We start from the raw sequence: 24,405 nt of genomic DNA, 5'->3' as shown, positions 1-24,405 counted from the left end.
GGACCTGTATTCACGCCGCATAGTCGGCTGGGCCCTGGATAGCCAGATGACAGAGGAGCTCACGAAAAGGGCCCTGAGGATGGCCTTAGGACAGAGAAAGCTAAGGCCGGGGCTGATCGTACACTCAGACAGGGGTGTGCAGTATCGAGCTCAGGGATACCAGGACCTTCTCTTGGCGAATCACTGCCGTCCCAGCATGAGCCGCCAGGCCAATTGCTGGGATAATGCCGCAATGGAATCATTTTTCAGTAGGCTCAAGGTAGAGCTGGTATACGCAGGAAACTTTGAGAGTATCAGCCAGGCGAAATCTGAGGTGTTTGCATACATCGAGGTTTTCTACAATAGGATCCGTAGGCACTCTGCGATTGGGTATGTAAGCCCGGCAGAGTATGAGCGCAAATGCGCGTAGTTAGAGTGTCTACTTTTTGTGGGTAAGACCAGGCATAGGAAATGCATCCGTGAGAGAAATGCTAAAGAGAAACAGCATCTTTGTCTGGCTGGGCGGAGGAACCTGTTCAGCTCTGCTTGTTCCACTTGTCGCGATGAAGTTCAGTAGCGAGGTCCATTGGACAGGCCTGGACTTTGTGGCCATGGCGACTTTATTGCTGTCAGCTGGTTCGGTATTCATATTCTTGGCCAGGAAGTTTCCCTCAGTTCCTTTATCAGTTCTGGTTGTGGCCGTTTTTATGGCTTTCCTATACTTCTGGGTTGAGTTTTCCGTTGGTATATTTTTCTCGATCGGTGGCTGAGGTTTGGCAGTCGCTTAACAGTTTCAGAGCTGTGACGCCATTTCTTTTGCGGCTGTGCCCACGCTGCAAATCAGCGCGTGTTGGGGCGCACAATTCCCATGAGTGAGCCAAAAGTCAAGACGGCCAATCGAAGTAACGGGTCAATTTTATTGGCAATGTTGCTGTTTGGGGGGTTGCATTTTTATTTGCTGGATAAATTGTTTGCCCATGTTGGGCCGCATGATCCGATAAAGTTTGTTGCGGGTATTGTTGTCCTGCTTGTTTCGTTCTTTTCAATCCTGTCAGGATTAAATAGGTTCCGGTGGGGAAGGTTTAAATGCCCGGATTGTAAGCGTCATATTGGGAAAGTTGAGACTCATGAAAAAGCTCCTGGAACACCGATTTATCAGTTCTGTTGTGGCTGTAATATATTGTGGCTAGTGGGGAAAGCGCCTAAAAGAACGGTGGCTTCTGAGGCGGGTTTCTCCTTTGATGCAGGTGGTGAGTAAGTCTGACAAGCCGAGGCACTTCGTTGCGGCCCTGTGCGCCTTAGCTTGACAGATTGCTTCGTGCACATGAAGCAGAAAAAAAGCCGCCACCGCTGGTGACATTAATAATAGAGGGCTAATGAAATATATCGCATTTATCATGGCAGCTTCCTTGGCCGCCAATGCCAGTGGAAGTTGTGATTACGATATAGAGCGTTTGTTGTCGCTGAATTTAAGGTCATTTGATCAGAGTGTGAACGAAGGGTGGAGGCGGCTTGCCAGGGTTGAGGGCTGTAAGGCCATAGCGGCTGATATTATCCGTGAATATCGTATTAAGAATGCTCCTGAAGAGACCATTCTCTTTTGGCATGAGGGGCAGCTTAGGGCGCAGCTGGGTGAGAATGAGAAGGCAGTTCTTTTATTTGAGAAAGCCAGAGAGCCTGAAGGTTCAGATAGAATTGGCTGGAACTACTACGTTGATGCAAGTATTGCTTTTGTGAAAAAAGACAAAGAGATGCTTTTAAAAAGTCGTGACCTGCTTTCAAAGGTCCCAAGACCTGAAGGGTTGAAGATGGTGGATGGTGATGGGAATCCAGTCCAGTTGGCATGGCCGCCGAATCTTCATGTAGTAAACTCTTTTGTTCACTGTTTTGATAAAAGCTATTCAGAAGCCTACGAGGGTTGTAGATGAATGCTTGATGAGCACTGCGCGGGGAGTTGGGCAGGGTGGCACCTTTTGCAAGTTCTGCACAAAATCCGGCAGTTGACCAAGGCTGGCGTTTAATGTGTTACATGCCTGAAGCTGAATCATGAACAAGTTTGTATTTTAATTGATCGATTTTCTCTGCTTGCATTAGGTGTGTGCGCTGTTTCTGTAACGCTAAAAGCAAACAGCATTTGGGCTCACCGTGTCGAAGCCATTAGCTGTGTCGAGGAAGAGATGAGCATCGAATACAAAATCAATGAGCCGGTAACCACTGACCAGTTTGTGGTGTTATTACAAGAATCGACCCTGGGTGAACGCCGTCCTGTAGAGGACAGGGATTGCATCGAAGGTATGATTTCAAATAGCAATCTTGTCGTGAGTGCCTGGCATAAGAACCAGCTCGTGGGTATTGCCCGAAGCGTAACGGATTTCCATTATGCCTGTTACCTCTCAGATCTGGCGGTGAGTTTGAAGCACCAGAAATCTGGTATTGGAAGGCGGCTTCAAGCCCTCACCCAGGAACAGCTGGGTCCAAGGTGTAAGCTGATACTCATCGCTGCGCCGGCAGCGAATCAGTACTATGAACATATTGGTTTTAGTCATAATCCACGCTGCTGGGTACTTGATCGCGAATCGAGCATTAGCGGTTAATGTCTGAGTGGGCAGGCGTAAAGTTTCTGTTGCGCCATAAATTCGCTCTTCTTGCGGGTGCCCTATCTTTATCGGTACCCAGTAGCTTGCAGGAGACAGCATGGAAGCCCTTCCTGGTAAGCTGTCAGTAATAAGCCAGGAGGCATTAGGGTAATAGCCCAGATGCCGACCCCGGGCTTGCCCATGTTGATGGGCCATGACTTTGTCCAGGCGCTGCCAGGGACTGAGTGCGCTGCCAATGAAGAAGCATTACCGGCAACAGGCCCCTTCATCCCCCTGCTTATGAGCTGACTCACGCGTCCCGGTTGCTAGTGTTTGTTACAAACCTGGTTCAGGCCCGGCCCTGGGCGCGATGCATCTATGCCAAGTTCATGAGTGACCGGGCGGTTTTGGGTTTTGCTGGGCCCGACGGCTGGTTACCGGGCCCGTATCCGGATTCCCCTCTCCCCATTGCGAAGATTATAAGCACGCTTATAATTGGCGCCCTTATCGGAGGGGGGTATGACCGCAAACAACAATTCCGTCCAGAAAATCCCGTCAGGGGAGTCCGCCAGCCAGGATCTCGCGGCGCAGATGAGCTTCGAGCTGCACAGCGCCGCGCGCCTGCTGCGCCGGAATTTCGATCGCCGCGCCCGCGCACACGACCTCAGCCGGTCCCGCTGGCAGGTGCTCTGGCACCTGTCCCGGGAGCAGGGCCTGAAGCAGGCCGAACTGGCGGAGTTGATGGATATTGCTCCCATCAGCCTGGCGCGGCAGCTGGACAACCTGCAGGGCGAGGGACTGGTGGAACGGCGCCAGGATCCCGACGATCGGCGCTGTTTCCGTATATTCCTGACCGGTGCGGCGGAGCCCGCGTTGCAGGTGCTGCGGGGGCTGGCCCACCAGGCCCGGGCGCAGGCACTGGCGGGCTTCTCCAACGAGGAAGTAATACAGCTGCAGGGCCTGCTGAGCCGCCTGCGGGCAAACCTGACGCGCGAGGAGATGTGAGGTGGTAAAAAAACTGGAGCAAGTGGCGGGCCGCCTGGCCGAGCGGGCGCCGCGCCGCATAGGTATGCGCCAGGCGGGGTTCGCTGCGGGTATCCTGGTGGCGTTGCTGGTAGCGGGCTGGTGCCTGTTCGGCGGTCGCGGCACGGTCGAGACCGAGAACGCCTACGTCAAGGCCGACAAGATTGCACTGGCGCCCGAGGTCAGCGGCGTGATCTCGATTGTGGCCGTACGCCCCAACCAGCCGGTCAAGCGCGGCGATCTGCTGCTGAAGCTGGACGATACCCCCTTCCGGCTGGCGGTGGAGGAGGCCGAGGGGCACCTGGCCCAGGTGCGCAACCAGTTGCTGGCCCGTCGGGCGGATTATGCCGAGGCCGAGGCGGCAGTGGAGCAGGCGCGCAAGGATGCCGATTTCTTCCGGCGCCAGCTGGAGCGCAACGAGAAACTGGGGCGCAAGGCGCTGTCCGAGGCGCAGCTGGATGAGTCGCGCCAGAAACTGGACCATGCGCGCGCCCAGATCGCCATCAACACCGAAAAGCTGTCGAGCCTGCGCGCAGAGTTGGGCGGTAATCCCATGATCCCCCTGGAGGAGCAGGCCGACCTGAAGGTGGCGCAGGCCAAACTGGACAAGGCCCGCTACCAGTTGTCCCGCACCGAGATCACCGCGCCGGCCGATGGGCTGGTTGCCAACGAGGTGCCCCAGGTGGGGGAAATGGCCCCGGCGGGCGTGAGCCTGATCAGCATGCTGGGCGGTGAGAGCATGTGGGTCGAGGCCAACCTGAAAGAGACCCAGCTGGCCCGTGTGCGCGCCGGCCAGCAGGCCGAAGTCACCCTGGATGCCTATCCGGGCTTTACCTGGCAGGCCCAGGTGGACAGCCTGAGCCCCGCCAGTGGCAGCGAGTTCGCGCTGATCCCGCCGCAGAACGCCAGCGGCAACTGGGTGAAGGTGGTGCAGCGGGTGCCCGTGCGGCTGCGCCTGTATCCGGCCAAGGAGTCGCCGACCCTGCGTGCCGGCATGAGCGCCCAGGTCACCATCGACACCAGCGAGGATGACAAGCTGGTATCCGCCCGGGTGTCCGGCGGTGACGGCAGCCGCGTTGTCCTGTCCGAATGACGGAAGCGCGGCGCAGGCTGATCACCGTCAGCATCATGCTGGCGACGGTGATCCAGGTACTGGATACCACCATTGCCAATGTGGCCCTGCCGCATATGCAGGGCAGCCTCGGCGCGGGCAGCGACCAGATCACCTGGGTGCTCACCTCCTATATTGTCGCCGCGGCGATCATGACCCTGCCGGTGGGCTACCTGTCGCAGCGCTACGGCCGGCGCAGACTGTTCCTGTGGTCGGTCACCGGTTTCACCCTCACCTCCATGCTCTGCGGCCAGGCGGGCAGCCTGAATGAGATGATCCTGTGGCGCCTGCTGCAGGGGGTGTTCGGTGCCGCGCTGGTGCCCCTGTCCCAGGCCACGCTGTTGGATACCTATCCCCGGGAGCGGCATGCCTCCGCCATGAGCCTGTGGGGCGTGGGCGTGATGCTGGGGCCCATCCTGGGGCCCACCCTGGGCGGCTGGCTGACGGAGTATTACTCCTGGCGCTGGGTCTTCTACATCAACCTGCCACTGGGCATCCTGTCCCTGGTGGGCATCTACCTGTACCTGCCCGATGGCAAGACCGGGAAGACCCGCTTTGACGCCCTGGGCTTCGGGCTGCTGGCCCTGGCGGTGGGGGCGCTGCAGATGCTGCTGGACCGTGGTGAACAGGTGCACTGGTTTGATTCCCTCGAGATCCAGCTGTACGCCATCGCCGCGGCACTGGGGCTCTACCTGTTTGTTGTCCACTCGATGACCAGCAAGACGCCATTCCTGTCGCCGGGCCTATTCCGCGACCGCAACTATGTCTCCGGGCTGGTGTTTATCTTCGTGGTGGGCATTATCCTGCTGGCCACCATGGCGCTGCTGCCATCTTACCTGCAGCAGTGGAAGGGTTATCCGGTGGTGGCTACCGGCCTGGTCCTGATGCCCCGCGGCGTGGGCGTGATGCTGGCGATGCTGCTGGTGGGGCGGTTGCTGAAATATTTTGACGGGCGGATCCTGATCCTGGTGGGGATGTTGCTGGTGAGCCTGTCCCTGTGGCAGATGGCGGGCTTTAACCTGCAGGTGGGCCAGCGCGCCCTGGTGACCACGGGAATCCTGCAGGGCTTTGGCCTGGGCATGGTATTTGTGCCCATCTCGACACTCGCCTATGCCACGCTGCCGGCGGCGCTGCGCGGCGAGGCCACGGCACTGTTCAGCCTGTCCCGCAACCTGGGCAGCAGTGTCGGGGTGTCGATTGTGATGGCGGTGCTGACGCGCAACCTGTGGATCAACCAGCAGCAACTCGGGGAGCGGGTGCAGATGTCCCCCGAGCTGCTGTCGGGCGTACCGACTGCGGAGCAGCTGGCGTCGCTGCCACAGCTGATGGTGGGGGAACTCTCCCGCCAGGCGGCGGAAATCGCCTATGTAAACGACTTCCAGATGCTGATGTGGATCAACCTGGCGGCGATGCCGCTGGTGCTGTTGCTGTCCAGCCCGGGACGGGAGCCACAGGCGGCCTGACCGGGTTGGAGGTCAGGACGAATCGCGGAGAATCCTGATCCCGGGCGAACCTTGGGTTCGCCCGGTGGTGCGGAAGGGGATTATTCGACCCGCTGCCAGCTCTGGGTGCGATAGAAAAAGCCCAGGTAACCCCGTACCTTGAGGGTATTACCCTCGCGCCACATCTTGCAGTCGTAGACCTTGCCCTTGCTGGGGTCGAGGATCTGCCCACCCTCGTAGATATCGCCCTTCCTTACCATGCCGGTGATGATATTCATGCCGACGATGGGCTTGCCCTGGCGCTCGCCCGGGCACTTCTCGCACAGGGTGTCGTCGGGTTTCATCAGCAGGTCCACCACGCGGCCGTAATACCTGCCGTTCTGTTCGTAGATTTCCACGATGGACTTGGGCTGGCCGGTCTCGTCGTCGATGGTGCGCCACTTGCCGGTTACGTCGGCGGCGGTGGCACTGAGGGAGAACAGCAGCCCGGCGGCGAAAATCAGCAGACTTCTCATCATCTTCCTATACCCGTGATTGTTGCTTCAGGTGACTGCCATCTTACAACAGGTCACCGCTATAGCAGGAATCTGTTTTCAGTTTAGCTGCCTGGGGAGCATCCTGTTTGCCGAGCCTCAGGAGGAGCAGCTGATGGGCATGTGTTTGCCGGAATCCGGCGGTGCGGCGGCCCAGGTCTCGTGATCCGGGTGCTCGTCGAAAGGTGCCTGCAGCAAGCCGAACAGGGTTTGCAGGGGCCGGAAGTCGTTGCCCTCGGCGGCCTCGATCACTTTCTGCGCCAGGTAATTGCGCAGGATGTACTTGGGGTTGGCGGCCAGCATGGCCCGGTTGCGGCTGCGGCTGTCGCTTTGTTCGTGGGCCAGGCGCTGGTCATAGTGGTTCAGCCAGTGCTCCAGGGCTTCGTGCTGGGCCACGGGGACCACCTCCTGCAGTGCGGCGGCCGGGCGTTCGCCACGGTAATGGGCCAGCGCACGGAAGAACAGGGTGTAGTCCGCGCCGGCCCGTTCCAGCAGCTGTAGCAGTTCCGCGCACAGATGCTGGTCGCCTTCCTCGGCGTGTTCCAGGCCCAGCTTGGCGCGCATGCGCGACGCATACTCTTCTATGAGTAATGGCTGGAACTCCTCGAGGCAATCCTTCAGGGTGTCGGCACTGACAAAGGCGGACAGCGCGTGCGCCAGCGCATTCAGGTTCCACAGCACCACACCCGGTTGCTGTTCGAAGGCGTAGCGGCCCGTGTGGTCCGAGTGGTTGCAGATAAAGCCCGGCTCGTAATCGTCCAGGAAACCATAGGGACCGAAATCGAAGGTATCGCCAATGATCGACATGTTGTCGGTGTTGAGCACGCCATGGGCAAAGCCCACGGCCTGCCAGGCGGCGGCCACCTCCGCGCTGCGGCGGGTGGTAAAGCGCAGCAGGGCTTCCGCCTGTTCCGCAGCGGAAAGGTCTGCGGCCTCCGGCAGGAAGCGCCGGCAGGTGAAGGCAAGCAGCCGGTGCAGGGCCTCGAGCTGCTTGGTATAGAAAAAGTATTCGAAGTGGCCGAAGCGGATATGGGTTTCGGCCACGCGAATCAGCATGGCGCCCGTCTCCACCCGCTCGCGGGCCACCGGCTCGTCGCTGCCGACGATGCTTAACGCGCGGGTGGTGGGGATGCCGAGCCCGTGCAGGGCTTCGCCCGCCAGGTATTCGCGGATGGTCGAGCGCAGCACCGCACGGCCGTCGCCGAAGCGCGAATAGGGGGTTTTGCCCGCGCCTTTCAGGTGCAGCTCCCACAGCCTGCCATCCCGCTCCAGCTCTCCCAGCAGCAGCGCGCGGCCATCGCCCAGGTCCGGGTTGTACACGCCGAACTGGTGGCCGGTGTATTTCATTGCGAAGGGGCGACTGCCGTGGAACAGGCGCTTGCCGCACCCATATTCCGCCCAGGCGGGATTGCCGGCCTCCGCCGGGTCGATCCCGAGCTCGGCCATTACCGCCGGATTGGCATGGATTAGGTGCGGGTGCTCAAACGGGGCGGGTGCAACCCGGCTGCCGAAGGCATCGCCGAGATCCGCGTAGTGATGGCTGAGCGTGACCTGGTCCAGTTTCTTCATAGTGCCTTTAATTGTAGGGCTCCAGTTCCAGACCCGGGGATCGGGACTGCCAGTGCTCCACTTCCTGGTCCAGCAGGTCCTCGATTGCCGGGTTCTGCTCCAGCCACTGGCGGGAGACTCGCAGGCGGTAGTGTTGTTCTTCCGCGCTTAATTCCACACCATCCAGGTCGTGGTCGGTGTGGTCGCGATGCACGATACAGGCCAGCCTCAGGCACAGCAACAGGTCGGGATTGGGGTGGAAGCCGTAGTGCTCCCGTGGCGGTTTGATGCGCCCGCGCTGGTTGCGGACCAGGTGGGCCAGGTGCTCCTGCTCCCCGCGGGCAAAGCCCGCCAGGTCGGCCTTCTCAATCATATAGGCCCCCAGCTTGCGGGAATTGCTGTGGGACAATGCCAGTCCCAGCTCGTGCAGTTGCGCGGCCCAGTGCAGGCGCCGTCGCTGGTCAGTGGGGTATTGCGGGCGCAACATCAGCAGCAGGTCTTCGGCGCTATTGGCCACCCGGCGTGCCTGGTCGGGGTCGATCTGCCCCCGCTGCATCATGTCGGCCACCGTGTCGGCACGGCGATCGCCTCCGTGCAGGCGGCCGGCCAGGTCGTGGACGATTCCCTCGCGGATCGCATAGGGTGAAACCCGCATGCGCTCGATATTCAATTCACGGAATACTGCCAGCAGGATCGCCAGGCCGGCGGTGAAAACCGGGCGGCGTTCCTCGTCGAAGTCCGGCAGGTCCAGGTCGGCGATGGTCTTGCTGGCCGCCACGCGCTGGGCCAGCACTTCCAGCGCTTCCCGCTCGATATCGTCCGGTTCTCCCCGGTTGAGGACCCGGGCCACCGACTTGACGGTGCCGGACGCACCCACGACTTCCGCATTGTCGGCGAAATGACGCAACCCCTGGAGCTCGGCGCTGGCAGCGCGGCGGGCACGGACAAAGTTGTTCTGCTTGCCGGCGTCGATCTTGCCGTCGCTGAAAAAGCGGCGGTTGTAAGCCACGCAGCCCATATACAGGCTCTGCAGTTCGTGGGGCACCTCGCGACCGCGCACCAGCTCGGTGGAGCCGCCGCCGATATCCACCGCACAGCGCAGCCGGGGCGGGCCGTCCGCGGCGGCAAGCACGCCGCTGTAGATCAGCCGCGCTTCCTCGATACCGCTGATGATCTCGATCGGGACACCGAGGAGATCCTCGGCCCGTTCCATAAAGCCGTCGGCGTTGCTGGCGGCGCGCAGGGTGTTGGTGCCCACGACCCGCACATGGTCAGCCGGCAGTTGCTCCAGTACCGGCCGGAACCGCTGCATGGCTGCCAGCGCGCGCTCGGCCACCTCGGGGTCCAGGTTGCGCTCATCGTCCAGGCCCTCTGCGAGCCGCACCATGGCACGGTCAGTATGCAGGCGCACCATGCGCTGGTCGCGAAACTCCGCCAGTAACAGGTGAAAGCTGTTGGAACCCAGGTCCAGTGCCGCGTAGCGTTCGGCGTCATGCAGCATTATTATTCCTGTCAAATAATTGTCATCTGAATGTAGCAAACTGCTCTACTATTATCCGGCAATCCAAAAATACCGGGCCTGTTCCAGCTACATACGGCACCGTTGGCCTCGGGCATAATAATCACCGCCTGTGAAATAGTGGCGCAGATTCAAGAGTAGGGCAATGCGGGCATGGCAGGCGGGCCCCGGATTTTCAGGTGCCAGCACCAGGCTATAGCGGCTCAACTCCCGCAGAACGATCCAAGCAAGTGGTACATGATTAACAATACACCGGTCTACCCCAAAGAGCTGAGCTGGCTGTCTTTCAACGAGCGCGTCCTGCAGGAAGTCGAGGACGAGCGCGTGCCGATAATCGAACGGGTGCGCTTTCTGGGGATTTTCTCCAGTAACCTGGATGAGTTTTACCGGGTGCGGGTCGCCGACGTACGACGGGTGGCAACTTTTGCCAAAAGCACAAAAAAGAAAGAGGATTTTTCCGAGCTTTTGGCCACCATCAACGAGAGAGTCCTGCGCCTGCAGCGGCGCTCCTATGCCGCCTATACCAAGGTGCTGAGTGATCTGGGAAAGCACGATATCCACCTGGTCAGCGAGGCCCAGCTCACCGAAAAGCAGCGCAGCTTTGTCGAGGGTTATTTTCACCGCGAAGTGCTGCCCGAGCTGGAACCATTCTTTATCGATGACCGCGATACCATGCCGCTGCTTAACGAGGCGAGTATTTATTTCGCCATTTACCTGCAGCTGGAGGATGGCAGTGAGCGCTTTGCGGCGCTGGAAATTCCCACCGATACGTTGCCGCGGTTTGTAGTTATCCCGCCGCGGGAGGATCAGCACGAGAAAGTCTATATCGTACTCGACAACATCATCCGTGCCTGCCTGGTAGATGTCTTCCGCTATGTACTGCCCATCGCGAAGGCGGAAGCTTACATGTTCAAGATCAGTCGTGATGCGGAGCTCGAGCTGAGCGAGGAAATCACACAGAACATTGTCGACCGTGTGGCCAAATCCCTGAAGAAGCGCAAACAGGCGGACCCCGTGCGGATGGCCTACGATGCGGCCATGCCGGAAGTGGTGTTCAACCTGGTCAAGAAAAAACTGCGGATGGGCCGCTTTGACAGTTATACCCCGGGCGGGCGCTACCATAATTCCAAGGATTTCATGCGCTTCCCGGCTGACTCCGCCCGCCATCGCTACAGACCGCTGAAACCATTGGAAACGCTTCCGGAGAAAGAGAGCGTCTTCGGGGCACTGAATGTGCGCGACCAGCTGCTCTACTATCCGTACCACGACTTCCGCGCCATCACCAATTTGCTGATTTCCGCCGCCATCGACCCGCAGGTGCGTGAGATCCGAATCAACCTGTACCGGGTGGCCAGCAATTCCCGCGTGGTGGCGGCGCTGGTCAATGCGGTGCGCAACAACAAGCGGGTAGTGGCGGTAGTGGAGTTGCAGGCGAGGTTTGACGAGCTGGCCAATATCCACTGGTCTAATGAGCTGCGGGATGCCGGGGTGGAAGTCATTTACGGCGCGCCGGGCCTGAAAGTGCACTGCAAGCTGATCTCGATCCTCCGCGAGGAAAACGGTCAGCAGCGCTTTTACAGCCACCTGGGCACCGGCAATTTCAACGAGAGCACGGCGCGCGTCTACTGTGATTTCAGCCTGCTCACCAGTGACCAGCGGCTGGGCAAGGATGTTTACAACGTATTCGAATTCCTGCAGTACACCCACCAGCGGCCCGAGTACCAGCACATTGCCGTGTCCCCCTATACCAATCGCCCCGCGCTGCTTCACGCCATCGACCGGGAAATCGAGGCGGCCGAGCGTGGCGAGCGGGCCGAGCTGTTTTTCAAGTGCAACAACCTGGTGGACAGCGAGATCATTGCCCGGCTCTACCGTGCCAGCGGTGCGGGCGTTCGCGTGCGCCTGATTGTGCGCAGCATGTGCGCGCTGGTCTGTGAGACACCGGGGCTGTCGGACAATATCGAGGCAATCAGCCTGGTGGACAAGTACCTGGAGCACGCGCGGGTCTACCTGTTCCATAATGGCGGTGAGGAGGAGGTGTGGTTGTCGTCAGCGGACCTGATGACCCGCAACCTGGATCATCGTGTCGAGGTGACCTTCCCGGTCTGGGACAAGCACCATCGCGAAACGGTGCGACAGGTTATGGAACTGCAGTGGCGGGATAATCGCAAGGCGCGGGTACTGGACCGGGACCAGAGCAATACCCGCATTGCCGGCCACAGCGCCCGTGGCTGCCGGGCGCAGGATTCCGTTTACCGTTTACTGAAGAAGCGGCAGGAGGAGTTGCCGCAGCTTCTAGCGGCTGAACCCGACCAGGTGACCGCGACTGAATGAGAACCGGTACCGTTTGCCCACATGCAGGCGGTCGCGGCACTGTGACTGGATGGTGATACGCGGGTACTGCGGTGTGACTACCCAGGTGCTGAAGTCGTTGCCGGGACCGCGCTCGATCAGCCAGTAGTGATCCCCCGCGGCGCAATCGCCGGAGGCGTTGCATTTGCCATAGCCCCACACATAGGCGTACACATCGTACTGGGCCGGGAGCTCACTGTTCTCCTCGAACGGGGTTTTCCGGTCTCCCGTAGTGCGGTACAGGCGGGAGAAGCTGACCTTGCGAAAGCCCCGGGCCGGGGCATCGCAGCTGGTGGTGTGCTGTTTGGCTGTCACCCGTGCGTGCCCGCTATTGGATTTTTTGCCGGAGTCCAGTTCGCTGGGCAGGTAGCCGCAGCCGGAACCGGCGATACCCATGAGACCTGCCAACACTGCCGCGCGAAAAAACTGCACAGTCAACTCCTGGTACTGTTAAATCCGGGTCGCCACTCTGTTCACTATAGCCGCAACTATTGTGACGCAGTCTTGCTGGAGCGACGCTTGAAGCGCCACTTGCGTCGGTAGGGGAAAGCGCTTTCGATATGGCCGGCTCGTATGCGGTCTTGCAGGCGCTGCCAGTAACGGTAGTCATAGAGATCACTGTGCTGGCTCTCGAAGGCCTTGCGTGCCACCGGGTTGCCGGAGAAAAACAGCCGGAACTCCTCCGGGAACACATCCGCCTCGGCCACGGTGTACCAGGGCTGGTCCGACAGTTCCTGTTCCGCAGTCTGTGGCTCCGGGATCTTGCGGAAATTGCACTCGGTCAGCGGACACAGTTCGTCGTAGTCGTAAAAAACCACCCGGCCGTGGCGGGTGACGCCAAAGTTCTTTAGCAGCATATCCCCTGGGAAGATGTTGGCCGCCGCCAGCTGCTTGATCGCATTGCCGTATTCCTCCATGGCTTCCCGGATCTCGTCGTCACTGGCGTCCTGCAGGTAGAGATTGAGCGGTTCCATGCGCCGCTCCACATACAGGTGCTTGATGATCACCCACTTGTCATCGATCTGCAGCTTTGACGGGGCCAGTTCCTGCAGCTCTTCCAGCAGCTCGTCACTGAAGCGATTGCGGTAAAAAATGAAATTGGTGTATTCCTGGGTGTCGGCCATGCGACCAACCCGGTCCGAGCGGGATACAAATTTGTATTTGTCCTTCACGATCGCTTCGGTGACTGTCTTTGGGCGGTCGAACCTGTCCTTGATGACCTTGAATACCACCGGGTAGGAGGGCAATGTAAAGACGCTCATCACCATGCCCTTGATGCCCGGGGCGATGATGAACTTGTCATTGCTCACCTTCATATGCGCCAGGATATGGCGATAGAACTCCGTTTTGCCGTGCTTGTGGAAGCCGATGGAATTGTAGAGTTCCGAGCGCTCCTTGAGGGGCATGATGGTGGAGAGGAAACGCACGAACCGTGAGGGGATGGGCGCATCCACCATGAAATAGGAGCGGGTGAAACTGAAGATGATACTGGCGGAGTCGTTGCTGTAGAGCACCGTATCTACAAAGATGGCGCCGCGGCCATTATTCAGGCACGGCAGGATCAGGGGGATCACCTCGCCAGCGTACATCAGCCGGCCCACCAGGTAGGCGGCCTTGTTGCGGTAGAACACGGATTCCAGCATATCCACGCGCAACTTTTTTTCATCGGTCACATGTGACAGTGGCCGGGCCCGCAGGGCCTCGCAGATATTGCGGATATCCCGCTGCTGGTTTTCCCAGGGGATGGAAAAACCGTAATCGTTGAGGATGTCCTCGATCATGTACTCGAGGCCGTCCCGGCCGCTGTAGCTGATATAGATACTGTAATCGCGCAGCGGCTTGTCATCGGGCGGCCGAGAGGGTTTCACGAACAAGTTGCTGTCGTGGATGTTGGCGTGGTCAAACTGCTTGCAGAACACAGAGTTGAAGAATGTCTCGGCAATCTCGTAGTTACTGTGGTTGGCAATCAGCTGGGCAAAGGTGGCGCGCGCCTCCCGCCAAAGCTGCAGCATGGTGGTGTCCTTGCTGGTGACCGAGTGCACCAGTTTCACCACCTGGTTGACCTTGGTTTTGTAGAGGTCGATGCGCTCCTTGTTGGCGTGGTGGACACCCTGCCAGGCAGCGGTTTCGAAACGCGCCTTGGCCCCCAGGGTAATATTCTGGAAATCCGCGAAATAGGCATCGAAGCCATTCAGGATGGTCTTGGCAATTCGCCGTGCTGTCGGTGAGTGGTTGGTCATGCACTAGACTTCTGTTCGGGGCCCATCTCAGCTCTCTCCTGCAGGAGCGGCCATTCCTGCAGCGATACGCCGATAGTAGCACGGTGCGCCGGAGCAGCCATTGAACGATTGGATCAGCAGCTTTGTCTTTTTCTTTGCCGTGATCGACCCGGTGGGCACCCTGCCGGTCTTTATTGCCGTGACCGCGCGGCACGCGGAGTGGCAGAAACGCAAGATCGCCATCATTGCCGTGGCGGTGGCTACCGGTATCCTGTTGTTTTTCCTGCTGGCGGGGCAATACCTGCTGGAGACAATCGGTGTGCCGCTGTCGGCCTTCCAGGTGGCGGGTGGGGTGGTGTTGTTCCTGTTTGCGCTGACGATGATCTTTGGCGAGGGCAAGCCCGAGCAGGAGGTCGGGATTGCGAAGAGCGGCCACGAGACTGCTATTTTTCCGCTGGCGGTGCCCTCCATCGCCTCGCCCGGGGCCATGCTGGCGGCGGTGGTACTGACTGACAACTACCGCTTCGACCCGATCCACCAGATGCGTACCGCCACGTCGATGCTGGCGGTGCTGGCGATTGTGCTTCTGCTGCTGCTGACCGCCCAGTGGATTTTCCGCTGGATCGGCAGTGCCGGAGCCAATATTGTCAGCCGGGTGATGGGGCTGATCCTGGCATCAGTTGCCACTACCAATGTCCTGGTGGGGTTGCAGCAGTTCTTTTCCGTCTGAATCATCGTGCCAGCCCGGCACCGCTTTCCCACTCCCACTCCCCCTCCCACTCAGCTGCCGACAGTGCGGCCGTCTTTGCGGTGAATTGCCAGCACCGCCGGCCGTGGTGGCAAGGCTGGGTCGTTGTCCGGCCAGCGGTGCAGGGGGTTACTGAAGGTGGAATGGCCGCCGTCGGCAGGGTGCTGCACGGCGATAAACAGGGTGGTGCCGTCCGGTGTGAATTCTGGTCCACAGACCTCGGCGCCCTGTGGGCAACCAAAGAAGTGGCGGGGTGCGGCGCGCATTTCGCCTTCGGTTGCCATGGCCCAGAGGCCGTCATGGAAACCGAAGCCCTCACAGCCGTCGGTGGCAATCCACATATTGCCAGCACGGTCGAACGCGACATTGTCCGGGTTGGCAAACCAGCCGTGCGGTGAAATGGCCCCGGTGACCTGCTGGCCATAGGCGCCGCGCTCGTCTGGATCCTCCGCGTTGGGGTTGCCGCCCAGCAGGAAGGTGTGCCAGCGGAAGCTGTCGCTGGTGTGGTCGCGGTCACCCTGCATACCGGGCGGTACGATTTCCAGCACATGGCCGGCGGCATTGCGCGGGCGGGGATTGGCGGGTTCTGTCTCGTCCTTCGCACGTCTCTTGTTTTTGGTGAGCATGACATAGGTACAGTCGTTCACCGGGTTCGTTTCCACGTCCTCCGGCCGGTCCATGGGCGTGGCGCCCAGCAGGGCAGCGGCGCGACGGGCATCCACCAGCACATCGGCCTGGTTGCGGAAACCGTTCTCCGGTGTGAGCGGCCCATCGCCAAACACCAGTGGCAGCCAGTGGCCGCTGCCATCGGGGTTGAACTGCCCGGCGTAAAGAGTGCCGGCGGTGAGCAGGTTGCGGTTGGTGGCGTGGGCGCCGGGGTGGTATGTCTCGGCGGAGACAAATCGATAAACGAACTGCCCCTCGTCGTCATCGCCACCATATGCCACCACGCGCCGGCCCGGCTTGCTCACCAGGGTGAAGCCCTCGTGTTCGAAGCGACCCAGGGTGGTGAGCTTGCGGGGGCGGGATTCCGGGTCGTAGGGATCGAACTCCACCATCCAGCCAAAGCGGTTGGGTTCCCGGGGTTCGACCGCGATATCGAAACGCCGGTCGTGATCGCCCCAGTTGCGGTTGTCCGGGACAATGCCGAATGCGTGGTGGTTGCGTGCCTCGACCGGATCGGCGATGGCATCGGGATCACCCTGGAAAGCGCCGCCAAATCCCTCCTCCGCGATCAGCACGGTGCCCCAGGGGGTCTTGCCGCCGGCGCAGTTCCCCACAGTGCCGGAAACCCGGGTGCCACTGGGATCGGCAGCTGTCTGCAGGCGCGGATCGCCGGCGGCGGGGCCGACAATATCCATCTCGGTATCGAGCGTGATGCGGCGGTTATAAGGACTGTCCAGGAGTGGCTGCCATCCCCGGGCCGTTTTCTCGATCTCGACAACGGTGTGGCCACAGGCGGCCTGCTCGATGGCCACATGTTTTGCACTGACGCCCCGCGTGGCGCTGTATTCGTCGTCGTAGCCGGGAAACATCAGGTGCGGCAGGGTGTATTCATGATTGACACACAGCAGGCCCCGCTCGCTGTTGGTGCTGCGGCGGTGCCGGTCCGCCTCGCCCGGGCCGGCATCCCCGGCCAGTGGCATAAAGGCAATAAAGTCATTGTTGTAGCCGAAACGCTGCCGTTGGCCGGCAGCGGTGAGGGTCGCGGGATCGAAGGTGCCGGTATCGGTATGGATGGGGTCGCCCCAGCGCAACAGCACGTCGGCATGATATCCCTCCGGCAGGTGGTGACTGGCATCAAGCAGGTGGGGGATTTCACTGAAAGCCAGCGGCCTGTCGCGACCGGAGTGCTGCCTGCTGCAGCCCGGCAGCGCAGCGCTGCCAGCACCCATGATGGTGAACACGCCTGCGGCTTTCAGGAGGTGGCGCCGGTAAGGGTTTTCCGGGGTGTCAGTCATTGGCGGGGCTTCCGGTGGATTCGGGCGCCGGAATGCGCGTTATTTCACAATGCTTCCGGCCGTGTTCTTTCGTCAACCTGAGCGCTATAAGAGTTTGCCCGCCTTCGGTGGGCGGTAGATGAATAAAAGGTTAGCGGCAAACCAGGAAAAAGCGTAACGGAAGGTTCATGTCCCCCCTTTTGACCAGCAGGCGCTAAAAAGCTTCAGGCCATAAAAAAAACAGGGACGACATGAACAACATAAATTCTGCCTGGAGGGCTGCGCCAACGACGCCTACCCGGGCCCTGCCGGGCTTTGGCGGGGCCGGCATTTCATACCAGAAACACCGCGGGTCGATGGCGACAGAACTCGGGGAATATGTCAGCACCGACTATGACGGTATCGGGGAACTGCTGGTCGAATGGCATATCAACCAGGCGCCGGTACTGTATTTCAGTGGCGCCAACCTGCTGGACCGGGAACGGCACGCCCGGTCATTTGTTTGCCGTAAGACTGGCGTAAATTTGTCATATTCTTAAAGGGGATTTACGGAAAAGCTGAAGACGATGGCACTCCATATTCTGTTGAAAATCGCGCCCGTGGCCGCGGCGCTGGTATTGCTGGCCGGCTGTGATACGCCACCGGGCACAACCACCGGGAGCAAGCCGCAGGCACTGCAGGCCTCAGGGACCCTGGAGCTATCCGATGTGGTGTCCAGCCAGGTCACTCCCCTGGCACTGGGCGGCAAGAATTACCTGCTGCTGGCGAGCGAGGTGCGCGGCCTGGTTTTGTTGCGGGAAGACGGTACCGAGGCCACCTCCCTCGATGGCGGCAGTGTCGAGCGGTTCGCGGTGCAGCCGGCGGCCGATGGCGGCTGGCTGATCGCCGCCTACGATGATGGCGATGGCCAGGTGCACCTGCGGTCACTGGATATCGAGCCCGGCACGGGTCAGCCGGGGATGAAATACCTGGGTATGCTGAAAGTTGCGGCGCCGCAGTCGGCCCTGTGTTTTGGTCGCCAGGGCAACCGCTCCCACCTGTACACCATCGATGAGAATGGCCTCGGCCATGAATATGTGGTGCACCCCCGTGACCAGGCCTGGCTGTTCACCGAAATCCGGCCGTTGCATTTTGGCCAGCAGGTCAACAGCTGTGTGGTCGACGAACAGCGCCAGCGACTGCTGGTGTCACAACCGCCGCTGGGGGTCTGGAGCCTGAACGCCAGTGCGGAGCGCGATGAAGAGCGGCAGGCTTTTATTGCGGCAGAGGCGCTCGGGGAGGAATTCGGTAGTCTGTGGTTGGACCGCGACCAGGACCTGCTCTGGCTGACCAGCGGTGACCGGGTGCAGGCCTTTCCCCTGTCGCACCCGCGTGGTAAGGCGCTCTATGACCGGGAGCTGTACGAGCTTGAACCGGTGTCCATAGCGCGCCTGAGCCGTGCGCTGTTTGCGCTGGAAGAGGGCAGCGATGCTGTCCAGCGCTATGCCGTGGAATTGCCAGGCACGCCGTCGGAGCAGGAGCCGACGGCCGAGCCCGCCGCTGCGGCTGCTGCAGCGGATATTCCGCGGGTCAGCCCACGGGCGCAGACGGCGCCGGTCGCCTCCACCGGTGACGCCGCGGACGACCCGGCGATCTGGGTAAACCCTAAGGACAGAAGTGAGAGCCTGGTGCTCGGCACCGACAGGAAGCGCGGCCTCAATGTCTACAGCCTGTCGGGACGCCTGCTGGAGCAGTTCGCGGTTGGGCGCGTCAACGATGTGGACCTGCGCGCCGTGGATGGCGGTCGCTACGCCGCACTGGCGGCTACATCCAATCGCACCACACCGGGGATCAACCTGTTCGGTATCCGTCGCAGCGGCAACGTCGAGCACCTGGGGTTGCGGGAGATGGGGCTGCAGGATCCCCATGGCCTGTGCATGTACCGCAACGACGGCCGCACCATGGTTTGGGTATCGGATAAGGGCGGTGCGCTGCACCTGGCGGAGGTCGAGCTGGGTGACGATCCGCTCGAATGGCAGTTGCAGCCGCGGGCGAAGGTATCGGTACACGGCCGGGTGGAAGGGTGTGTCGTGGATGACGAGCGTGGCCTGCTGTTCTTCGGTGAGGCGGATCGCGGTATCTGGCGCCTCGATATCGCCGCCTTCCTGGCCGGCAATGCGGAACAGGAACTGGTGGCGGAAGTCGATGGCAACCGGCTGGTGGCAGATGTGGAGGGACTCGATATTTTCCTCGATGGCGATCGCGGTTACCTGGTGGTCTCCAGCCAGGGCAATGACAGTTATGCGCTGTTTAGCCGTGACGGCAGTGAGTTCATCGGCCATTTCCGGGTCGACATCAACCTGGCGCTGGGCATCGATGGCAGCTCGAAAACAGAGGGGCTTGCAGTCACCAGTGCGGCCCTGGGTAATCACTTTCCCGGTGGCCTTTTGGTGGTACAGGACGGACGCAAGCGGATGCCCGCGGGCCCGCAGAACTTCAAGCTGGTATCCTGGGCGGAAATTGCGGAGCAACTGCAACTGCAGTAGTTTTGCCCCAGTGGAGTCGGCGGTGCTGTCATCGTCGGGCCTTGCTGTTTTGGATGAACCGGTGCCTGCTCATGGAAATTGAAGAGAATATCCCGCTACTGGAAGAAATTCTCGCCGACTGGCGGGAGTGTATCGGCGCCGAATACCGGGGCTACCGCAACCATATCTACCGGATGTTGCATTTCTGCATGGCACTACGCGACTGCGGTGCCGTGGAGCGACAGAAACTGGTGATCGCTGGTGCCTTTCACGACATCGGCATCTGGGTCGATGACACGGTCGACTATATCCCGCCCTCGATTTCACCGGCGATGCAGTACCTGCGGCACAATGGCCTGGAAGACTGGTGCGACGAGGTGCGGCTGATGATCAGTGAGCATCACAAGCTGCGTCGTTACCGGGGAGAGTATGCACCCATGGTGGAGCTGTTCCGGCGTGGCGACCTGGTGGACTTTTCCTGCGGCCTGGTCCGTTTTGGGCTGGACCGTGGGCAGGTGGAGGAGGTGCGCAGCGCTTTTCCCAATGCCGGATTCCACCGCAACCTGGGCAAGCGTGCCCTTCACTGGCTGCCGCGCCACCCATTCCGGCCCTTGCCGATGATGAAGTGGTAGGGGGCCGGTCGCGGCCAGCGGCCGCTCCTGCGGGGTAGCAATGGGCATGAGTGTTTGCCAGTGGTTTAGAAATGCATGCTCCACCCCAGCGATGCCGTTTCTACATCGAACTCTCCGCGCAGGTCGTCGCTGCCGATATCGCTGAAACTCTCCCACTCGGCGCGCAGCGTCCAGCTGTTGTGGTGGCGGTAGCTGATGCCGGCGCCGTAGCCGTAGTGGAAGCCGTTGTCGGAGGTACCGCTGCTGCCGCTGACGGGGACCAGTTCCTCCATGACGACGCCGTCCTCCAGGAAGAAAAACAGCAGCTCTCCCGACTGGCGCTGGGATAATTGCATATTCCAGGCTCCAGCGCCGGCCTTGGCGAACAGGCTCAGGCCACCGTAGACCGGCCAGTGCCCCACCGCGTGCACGTTGACCAGGTAGGTTTCCAGCTCATCCTCAAAGCGCAGGAACTCCCCGCGTTCACTGCGGAACTCGAAGTCCAGGTCGTTGCCGGCCAGTTGCTGCAGGCTGGCTTCCACGGCGAGGTAGGGAGTCCAGCGCCATCCGGTGAACAGCTTCCAGTTCCCACCGCCCGCATCGCAGTTCAGTAATTGCGCCGGCTGGCCATTGAAGCTGAACCTTTGTACCGCGTCGGTGGCCTGGCGGCAGAACTCTCCGGTGCCGGCATCACCAATACTGGCGCCGACGTAGCGGTGGGAGTAGAAGTCGGCACTGGCCGGCAGGGCCAGCAGGAAAGCCAGTAGTGAAACAACGGGTGTGGGCGGGAAAACCGGGAGCGTGGGCTGGGGCCTGGGCATGGCGTTACCTGCGGGGCTGGTTGTTATCCTGGAGCTATCCTCCCCCAACCGTACGCAGATTGCCCGCCGGCCGATGAATTTTGGCGGGACAATCCCCGCCTCCCGCGGTGCCGGAGCTTCCGGCCCGGATCAGAGTTCCAGGTCTTCGCGCAGTTTTGCCATGCGCTCGGCATTTTCCGCCTTGCTCAGCGGCTTGCCGGGTTTTTCTTCCAGCAGGGGCTGCTCGGGCTTCGGCAATGCCTCACCCTCGAGCACACGCGCGCAGATCTTGCGGTAGTGCTCGGCGAACACCGGGTAGGCCACGTGTTCCGGGTTGTTGGCGAGGAAGAACCAGTTGGCCTCGCGGCCGGCGTGGTAAACCGCCGGGTGGCTCCACTGGTATGCGGCCTTGGGGCTGGGGGCGTTGCAGGCCTCGCGATAGGCCGCCCGCGCTTCGGGCAGGCCGTTGTCGCCGGCGGCGCAGAGTTGCAGCATCTTGTGGACCGTAGGCAGGTATTCGCTCTGCCGGATCGCGCGCTTGGCGCCGGCAACGATCTGCTCCGGGCTGAAGGCTGCCAGCGACTCCAGCCACAGGCGCTTGGCGTGGTTCAGGGTCTCGGTGTCGGGAAAGGCCGAGTTGAACTGGTTGTGATAGCTGAGCTTGAGCAGGCCGAAAACCTCGTTCAGGGCCCGCTTGCGTGCGTTCAGTTGTTCGCCGCCAGTGTCATTACCAGTCTGTGTCCGTGACGATGTCGAGGACGGAGCGGTCGCGGGTGCGCTGGTTGTCGGTGTGGTTGTGTTGCTGCGTGCCATGAGATTGTCCTATCGCCAGCTTGTTGCGCTCTGCCCACTGGTAGCGCGCGTGGCGGACGAACACGGCGTCCCAGCTCTTGCGCGCCGCATTCTGGCCCCGCCAGTAAATGATGAACTCGGGGACCAGCGACAGGGCGAAGTCGCGGTCTATTTCACACTGGTTCACCAGGTGGCTCAAGCAGTCGCCTCCGGGTTGCCAGTTGCGCGGGATGGGTTTGGCTACCGGGTTCTTCTCGATCCCCTGGCAGTAGTAGGCCCACTCCTCGCGTGCGTATTCAATAAACAGTTCCCCCCAGCGGGCGCTGTGGCCGCCGCGCTCGAGCCACTTGTAGATAAACTCGGGCAGCAACTCGGCAGCGAAGTTGGGGTTGATGGCCAGTCGGCGCAACTGCTCCCAGGTATGTTCGCTGGGCTGCCAGTCGCGGGTCATGGCCACCGGCTTGCGCTTTTCGATAAACGGTGTGTCCTGCTTCTCCCAGTCCTCCATGACCCAGTCGTTGAATTCCAGGTCCCAGGAGATGGACTGCTTGCCGCTGGAGCGGTGATAGTCACCAAAGCGCTGCAGGGCCCGCTGTACAAAGGTGCTGGGCACGCCTTCGTCCGCCAGTTTGCGCAGCGTGTCCTCACCCGGGTACCACTCCCCGGGCAGTGGCTGCTTGCGCTGGGCAGTGGCGCGAAAGGCCTCCCAGCGGCTCTTCACCTGCTTGAGGAACAGGGAACCGAAGGAATGGCGGGGTTCACCCCGCTCCCGCCAGTAGGTGACGAACTCCGGCAGCTGTTCACGCCAGAAGTGCTCGGGTACTCCCAGCTGGGCGATGCGTGCCTGGGTCTCCCGGTCCGGCTGCCAGCCGGGCGCTATAGTGTTGGCGCTGCGCCCGCTGTGCTCGGGCGGTGCGGGTTCCCGCATCCGCGGCTGCAGGCTGTGGTGCCCCTGGTCGGGCTGGGCGGCGCCTTCCGGGCGTCGGTGTTCCCCCGGCAGGGCGAACTTGAGCTGCAGGCTGCCGCCATAGGGCGCCGAGCCCAGCAGCAGGGCACCCTGGTTGCGCAGGCTGGTGGCCACGCGCTGGATGTCCGCCGGCTCCCAGAATGGCAGCAGCTGCTGTAGTTGCTCGCCGTCCGCGGTGTACCAGTCGCGCCCCGGGTGCGATTCCGGCTGCAGGAACGGCAGCAGGTCGCCGAGCGCTGTGAGCAGCACCGCTTCCTCCAGGCCGATGGTGGCGGCCAGAGTGGGGGACAGGCTCAGGGGGCGTTCCGGTAGCAGGGGGTGTTTCATGGCGCGATTCTATCACTCCCTCAGGCTTCCCGCAGGGTGCTTATGTCGGCGGTGAAAGCCTGACCAATTTTGACCCTATAGTCCCTCCTGTGGTTTGCTATGGCGCAGAAATTGCGTTTCGCGAAAGTAACAGAGTGGTCCCTGGCGGGCCCCACGAATCTGGAGATAAGACGATGCAATCTTTCCTCGCCACCTGGCACGAGGCGGCTGTGACTACCCTGGGCCTGTTCTGGATGGCCTTCTGGGCTTTTGGCCTGGGCTACCTGATCAGCAGCATGATCCAGGTGTTCGTCACCCGCGAGCGCATGCGCAAGAGCATGGGCGAGACCGGCGCGGGCAGCGTCGGGCTGGCTGCTTTCTTCGGTTTTATCTCCAGTTCCTGTTCCTTTGCTGCGCTGGCCGCGACCCGCGCCCTGTTTGCCAAGGGCGCCGGGCTGGTGCCGGCGCTGGCCTTCCTGCTGGCTTCGACCAACCTGGTGATCGAGCTGGGCATTGTGATTGCGGTATTCCTCAGCTGGCAGTTCGTGGTGGGTGAGTACGTCGGTGGCGTGCTGCTGATCCTGCTGATGTGGCTGCTGGTGCGCCTCACGGCGCCCAAAAAGCTGGTGAAGAAGGCCCGCGAACGGGCCCGTGAGGCCGAGGGCAGCGGCGACAACGACAGTGAGATTCCCGACTGGAAGGAACTGGTCCGCAGCCGCGAGGGCTGGCGCCAGGTGGCGAGCAAATACGTCATGGAATGGCACATGGTATGGAAGGACGTCACGGTGGGCTTTACCGTGGCCGGCATTATCGCAGCCTTCGTGCCGAAATCGTTTTTCCAGACCCTGTTCGTCGGCTCCGGCAAGACTGATCCGGCCTTCTGGGAGGTGCTGCTGCAAGCACTGGTGGGGCCGATTGCCGCATTCTTCACCTTCATCGGTTCCATGGGCAACATCCCGCTGGCGGCGGTGCTGTTCGATAACGGTGTGGCTTTCGCCGGTATCATGGCGTTTATCTTCAGTGACCTGGTAGTGCTGCCGGTGCTGCGGGTGCAGGCGGAATACTACGGCTGGAAAATGGCGCTCTATATTCTCGGGGTGTTCCTGGTGATCCTGGTGACCAGTGCCATGCTGCTGCACTACGGTTTTGCCGCCCTTGACCTGCTCCCCGACTCGTCCATCGCCAAGACGGTAACGGACCGGGAGTTCTTCAAAGTGGACTACACCCTGTTCCTGAACCTGGCGTTCCTGGCCCAGGGGATATGGTTCCTTGCCTGGCGTTGGAAGGCCAGGGGCCTGCCGGGACTCAAGACGGAAAGGATGACCGATAAAGTCCTGCTGACTCTGGCAGGCCTGGCGGCCCTCTGGCTGGCAATCGGTGTTTTCCTGCCTGCCTGAGGCGGATTCGGCCGGTCCCTTGCCCTGCCCCCGGGGCA

The 24,405-nt window shown here is 61.1% G+C and carries 22 protein-coding genes; 13 read left to right on the top strand and 9 right to left on the bottom strand.

Annotated features, from left to right (window positions below):
* The first annotated feature begins 4 nt into the window (after positions 1-4).
* The 7 genes from LVD11_RS16990 (at position 5) to LVD11_RS02720 (ending at position 6,152) form a co-directional block, all read left to right on the top strand.
* Positions 5-409 (top strand): IS3 family transposase, encoded by a 405-nt coding sequence (locus LVD11_RS16990; RefSeq protein WP_369413303.1) that lies wholly within the window; start codon positions 5-7, stop codon positions 407-409.
* A 438-nt stretch (positions 410-847) separates the two neighbouring features.
* Positions 848-1,237, top strand: coding sequence for a hypothetical protein (locus LVD11_RS02745; RefSeq protein WP_237055747.1), 390 nt, complete (start codon positions 848-850; stop codon positions 1,235-1,237).
* Positions 1,238-1,355: 118 nt separating this feature from the next.
* Positions 1,356-1,907 carry a hypothetical protein gene (locus LVD11_RS02740; RefSeq protein ID WP_237055745.1) on the top strand — a complete coding sequence of 184 codons (552 nt, stop codon included), beginning with the start codon at positions 1,356-1,358 and terminating at the stop codon, positions 1,905-1,907.
* Positions 1,908-2,156: 249 nt separating this feature from the next.
* The gene (locus tag LVD11_RS02735; protein WP_237055744.1) at positions 2,157-2,573 is read left to right on the top strand and encodes a GNAT family N-acetyltransferase; all 417 of its coding nucleotides are present in this window, start codon (positions 2,157-2,159) and stop codon (positions 2,571-2,573) included.
* Positions 2,574-3,074: 501 nt separating this feature from the next.
* The gene (locus LVD11_RS02730; protein WP_237055742.1) at positions 3,075-3,560 is read left to right on the top strand and encodes a MarR family winged helix-turn-helix transcriptional regulator; all 486 of its coding nucleotides are present in this window, start codon (positions 3,075-3,077) and stop codon (positions 3,558-3,560) included.
* Between the two features lies 1 nt (position 3,561).
* A complete protein-coding gene (locus LVD11_RS02725; protein ID WP_237055740.1) occupies positions 3,562-4,671 on the top strand; it encodes an HlyD family secretion protein in 1,110 nt (369 codons plus the stop codon).
* Positions 4,668-6,152, top strand: a complete 1,485-nt coding sequence (locus LVD11_RS02720; RefSeq protein WP_237055737.1) for a DHA2 family efflux MFS transporter permease subunit — start codon at positions 4,668-4,670, stop codon at positions 6,150-6,152. The genes LVD11_RS02725 and LVD11_RS02720 overlap by 4 nt, the downstream gene beginning before the upstream one ends.
* An 80-nt stretch (positions 6,153-6,232) precedes the next feature.
* Here LVD11_RS02720 and LVD11_RS02715 read toward each other — a convergent pair whose 3' ends face one another.
* From LVD11_RS02715 to LVD11_RS02705, 3 genes are all read right to left on the bottom strand, one after another.
* Entirely contained in the window at positions 6,233-6,649 is a 417-nt protein-coding gene (locus tag LVD11_RS02715; protein ID WP_237055736.1) for a DUF2147 domain-containing protein, read from the bottom strand.
* A gap of 114 nt (positions 6,650-6,763) precedes the next feature.
* Positions 6,764-8,233, bottom strand: a complete 1,470-nt coding sequence (locus tag LVD11_RS02710; RefSeq protein ID WP_237055733.1) for a protein adenylyltransferase SelO — start codon at positions 8,231-8,233, stop codon at positions 6,764-6,766.
* Positions 8,234-8,240: 7 nt separating this feature from the next.
* On the bottom strand, positions 8,241-9,713 hold the full coding sequence (locus LVD11_RS02705) for a Ppx/GppA phosphatase family protein (RefSeq protein WP_237055732.1): 1,473 nt from the start codon (positions 9,711-9,713) through the stop codon (positions 8,241-8,243).
* A 255-nt stretch (positions 9,714-9,968) separates the two neighbouring features.
* On the opposite strand from LVD11_RS02705, the gene ppk1 reads away from it, so the two are divergent.
* A complete protein-coding gene (gene ppk1, locus LVD11_RS02700; protein ID WP_237055731.1) occupies positions 9,969-12,065 on the top strand; it encodes a polyphosphate kinase 1 in 2,097 nt (698 codons plus the stop codon).
* Here ppk1 and LVD11_RS02695 read toward each other — a convergent pair.
* Positions 12,027-12,515 carry a hypothetical protein gene (locus LVD11_RS02695; RefSeq protein WP_237055730.1) on the bottom strand — a complete coding sequence of 163 codons (489 nt, stop codon included), beginning with the start codon at positions 12,513-12,515 and terminating at the stop codon, positions 12,027-12,029. The genes ppk1 and LVD11_RS02695 overlap by 39 nt on opposite strands.
* Positions 12,516-12,571: 56 nt before the next feature.
* Positions 12,572-14,323, bottom strand: coding sequence for a bifunctional isocitrate dehydrogenase kinase/phosphatase (gene aceK / locus LVD11_RS02690; protein ID WP_237055727.1), 1,752 nt, complete (start codon positions 14,321-14,323; stop codon positions 12,572-12,574).
* 100 nt (positions 14,324-14,423) lie between these two features.
* Here aceK and LVD11_RS02685 point away from each other — a divergent pair, with 100 nt between their 5' ends.
* Positions 14,424-15,032 carry a MarC family protein gene (locus LVD11_RS02685; protein WP_237055725.1) on the top strand — a complete coding sequence of 203 codons (609 nt, stop codon included), beginning with the start codon at positions 14,424-14,426 and terminating at the stop codon, positions 15,030-15,032.
* Between the two features lie 50 nt (positions 15,033-15,082).
* Here the strand turns inward: LVD11_RS02685 and LVD11_RS02680 are convergent, their stop codons facing one another.
* Positions 15,083-17,011 (bottom strand): PhoX family protein, encoded by a 1,929-nt coding sequence (locus LVD11_RS02680; protein WP_237055723.1) that lies wholly within the window; start codon positions 17,009-17,011, stop codon positions 15,083-15,085.
* A gap of 335 nt (positions 17,012-17,346) precedes the next feature.
* On the opposite strand from LVD11_RS02680, the gene LVD11_RS02675 reads away from it, so the two are divergent.
* From LVD11_RS02675 to LVD11_RS02665, 3 genes are all read left to right on the top strand, one after another.
* Complete coding sequence (locus LVD11_RS02675; protein WP_237055721.1) at positions 17,347-17,529, top strand: hypothetical protein; 183 nt, start codon at positions 17,347-17,349, stop codon at positions 17,527-17,529.
* Between the two features lie 27 nt (positions 17,530-17,556).
* Positions 17,557-19,515: a phytase gene (locus LVD11_RS02670; RefSeq protein WP_237055720.1), complete on the top strand. Its 1,959-nt coding sequence runs from the start codon at positions 17,557-17,559 to the stop codon at positions 19,513-19,515.
* A gap of 71 nt (positions 19,516-19,586) precedes the next feature.
* Positions 19,587-20,126: a hypothetical protein gene (locus LVD11_RS02665; RefSeq protein WP_237055709.1), complete on the top strand. Its 540-nt coding sequence runs from the start codon at positions 19,587-19,589 to the stop codon at positions 20,124-20,126.
* A 65-nt stretch (positions 20,127-20,191) separates the two neighbouring features.
* Here LVD11_RS02665 and LVD11_RS02660 read toward each other — a convergent pair whose 3' ends face one another.
* The 3 genes from LVD11_RS02660 to LVD11_RS02650 all read right to left on the bottom strand — a co-directional run bounded on the left by LVD11_RS02660 (position 20,192) and on the right by LVD11_RS02650 (position 22,991).
* Complete coding sequence (locus LVD11_RS02660; protein ID WP_237055699.1) at positions 20,192-20,926, bottom strand: outer membrane protein; 735 nt, start codon at positions 20,924-20,926, stop codon at positions 20,192-20,194.
* Positions 20,927-21,055: 129 nt separating this feature from the next.
* Entirely contained in the window at positions 21,056-21,718 is a 663-nt protein-coding gene (locus LVD11_RS02655) for a replication protein P (RefSeq protein WP_237055697.1), read from the bottom strand.
* Entirely contained in the window at positions 21,633-22,991 is a 1,359-nt protein-coding gene (locus LVD11_RS02650; protein ID WP_237055695.1) for a DnaT-like ssDNA-binding domain-containing protein, read from the bottom strand. Before LVD11_RS02650 ends, LVD11_RS02655 begins: the two co-directional genes overlap by 86 nt.
* 173 nt (positions 22,992-23,164) lie before the next feature.
* On the opposite strand from LVD11_RS02650, the gene LVD11_RS02645 reads away from it, so the two are divergent.
* Positions 23,165-24,367, top strand: a complete 1,203-nt coding sequence (locus LVD11_RS02645; RefSeq protein ID WP_237055693.1) for a permease — start codon at positions 23,165-23,167, stop codon at positions 24,365-24,367.
* The last annotated feature ends 38 nt before the right edge of the window (positions 24,368-24,405 follow it).

The sequence above is a fragment of the Microbulbifer sediminum genome, assembly GCF_021729035.1.
In the GTDB taxonomy this organism is placed as follows: Bacteria; Pseudomonadota; Gammaproteobacteria; order Pseudomonadales; family Cellvibrionaceae; genus Microbulbifer; species Microbulbifer sediminum.
Note: the sequence above shows the minus strand (reverse complement) of the source record. Positions and strands in the feature narration are given on the sequence as shown.

Bases quoted from the DNA above. Each gene is read 5' to 3' on its own strand.
- LVD11_RS02745 (WP_237055747.1), top strand. From the start codon at position 848: ATGAGTGAGCCAAAAGTCAAGACGGCCAATCGAAGTAACGGGTCAATT.
- LVD11_RS02740 (WP_237055745.1), top strand. From the start codon at position 1,356: ATGAAATATATCGCATTTATCATGGCAGCTTCCTTGGCCGCCAATGCC.
- LVD11_RS02735 (WP_237055744.1), top strand. From the start codon at position 2,157: ATGAGCATCGAATACAAAATCAATGAGCCGGTAACCACTGACCAGTTT.
- LVD11_RS02730 (WP_237055742.1), top strand. From the start codon at position 3,075: ATGACCGCAAACAACAATTCCGTCCAGAAAATCCCGTCAGGGGAGTCC.
- LVD11_RS02720 (WP_237055737.1), top strand. From the start codon at position 4,668: ATGACGGAAGCGCGGCGCAGGCTGATCACCGTCAGCATCATGCTGGCG.
- LVD11_RS02715 (WP_237055736.1), bottom strand. From the start codon at position 6,649: ATGATGAGAAGTCTGCTGATTTTCGCCGCCGGGCTGCTGTTCTCCCTC.
- LVD11_RS02710 (WP_237055733.1), bottom strand. From the start codon at position 8,233: ATGAAGAAACTGGACCAGGTCACGCTCAGCCATCACTACGCGGATCTC.
- LVD11_RS02705 (WP_237055732.1), bottom strand. From the start codon at position 9,713: ATGCTGCATGACGCCGAACGCTACGCGGCACTGGACCTGGGTTCCAAC.
- ppk1 (WP_237055731.1), top strand. From the start codon at position 9,969: ATGATTAACAATACACCGGTCTACCCCAAAGAGCTGAGCTGGCTGTCT.
- aceK (WP_237055727.1), bottom strand. From the start codon at position 14,323: ATGACCAACCACTCACCGACAGCACGGCGAATTGCCAAGACCATCCTG.
- LVD11_RS02680 (WP_237055723.1), bottom strand. From the start codon at position 17,011: ATGACTGACACCCCGGAAAACCCTTACCGGCGCCACCTCCTGAAAGCC.
- LVD11_RS02675 (WP_237055721.1), top strand. From the start codon at position 17,347: ATGGCGACAGAACTCGGGGAATATGTCAGCACCGACTATGACGGTATC.
- LVD11_RS02670 (WP_237055720.1), top strand. From the start codon at position 17,557: ATGGCACTCCATATTCTGTTGAAAATCGCGCCCGTGGCCGCGGCGCTG.
- LVD11_RS02665 (WP_237055709.1), top strand. From the start codon at position 19,587: ATGGAAATTGAAGAGAATATCCCGCTACTGGAAGAAATTCTCGCCGAC.
- LVD11_RS02660 (WP_237055699.1), bottom strand. From the start codon at position 20,926: ATGCCCAGGCCCCAGCCCACGCTCCCGGTTTTCCCGCCCACACCCGTT.
- LVD11_RS02655 (WP_237055697.1), bottom strand. From the start codon at position 21,718: ATGGCACGCAGCAACACAACCACACCGACAACCAGCGCACCCGCGACC.
- LVD11_RS02650 (WP_237055695.1), bottom strand. From the start codon at position 22,991: ATGAAACACCCCCTGCTACCGGAACGCCCCCTGAGCCTGTCCCCCACT.
- LVD11_RS02645 (WP_237055693.1), top strand. From the start codon at position 23,165: ATGCAATCTTTCCTCGCCACCTGGCACGAGGCGGCTGTGACTACCCTG.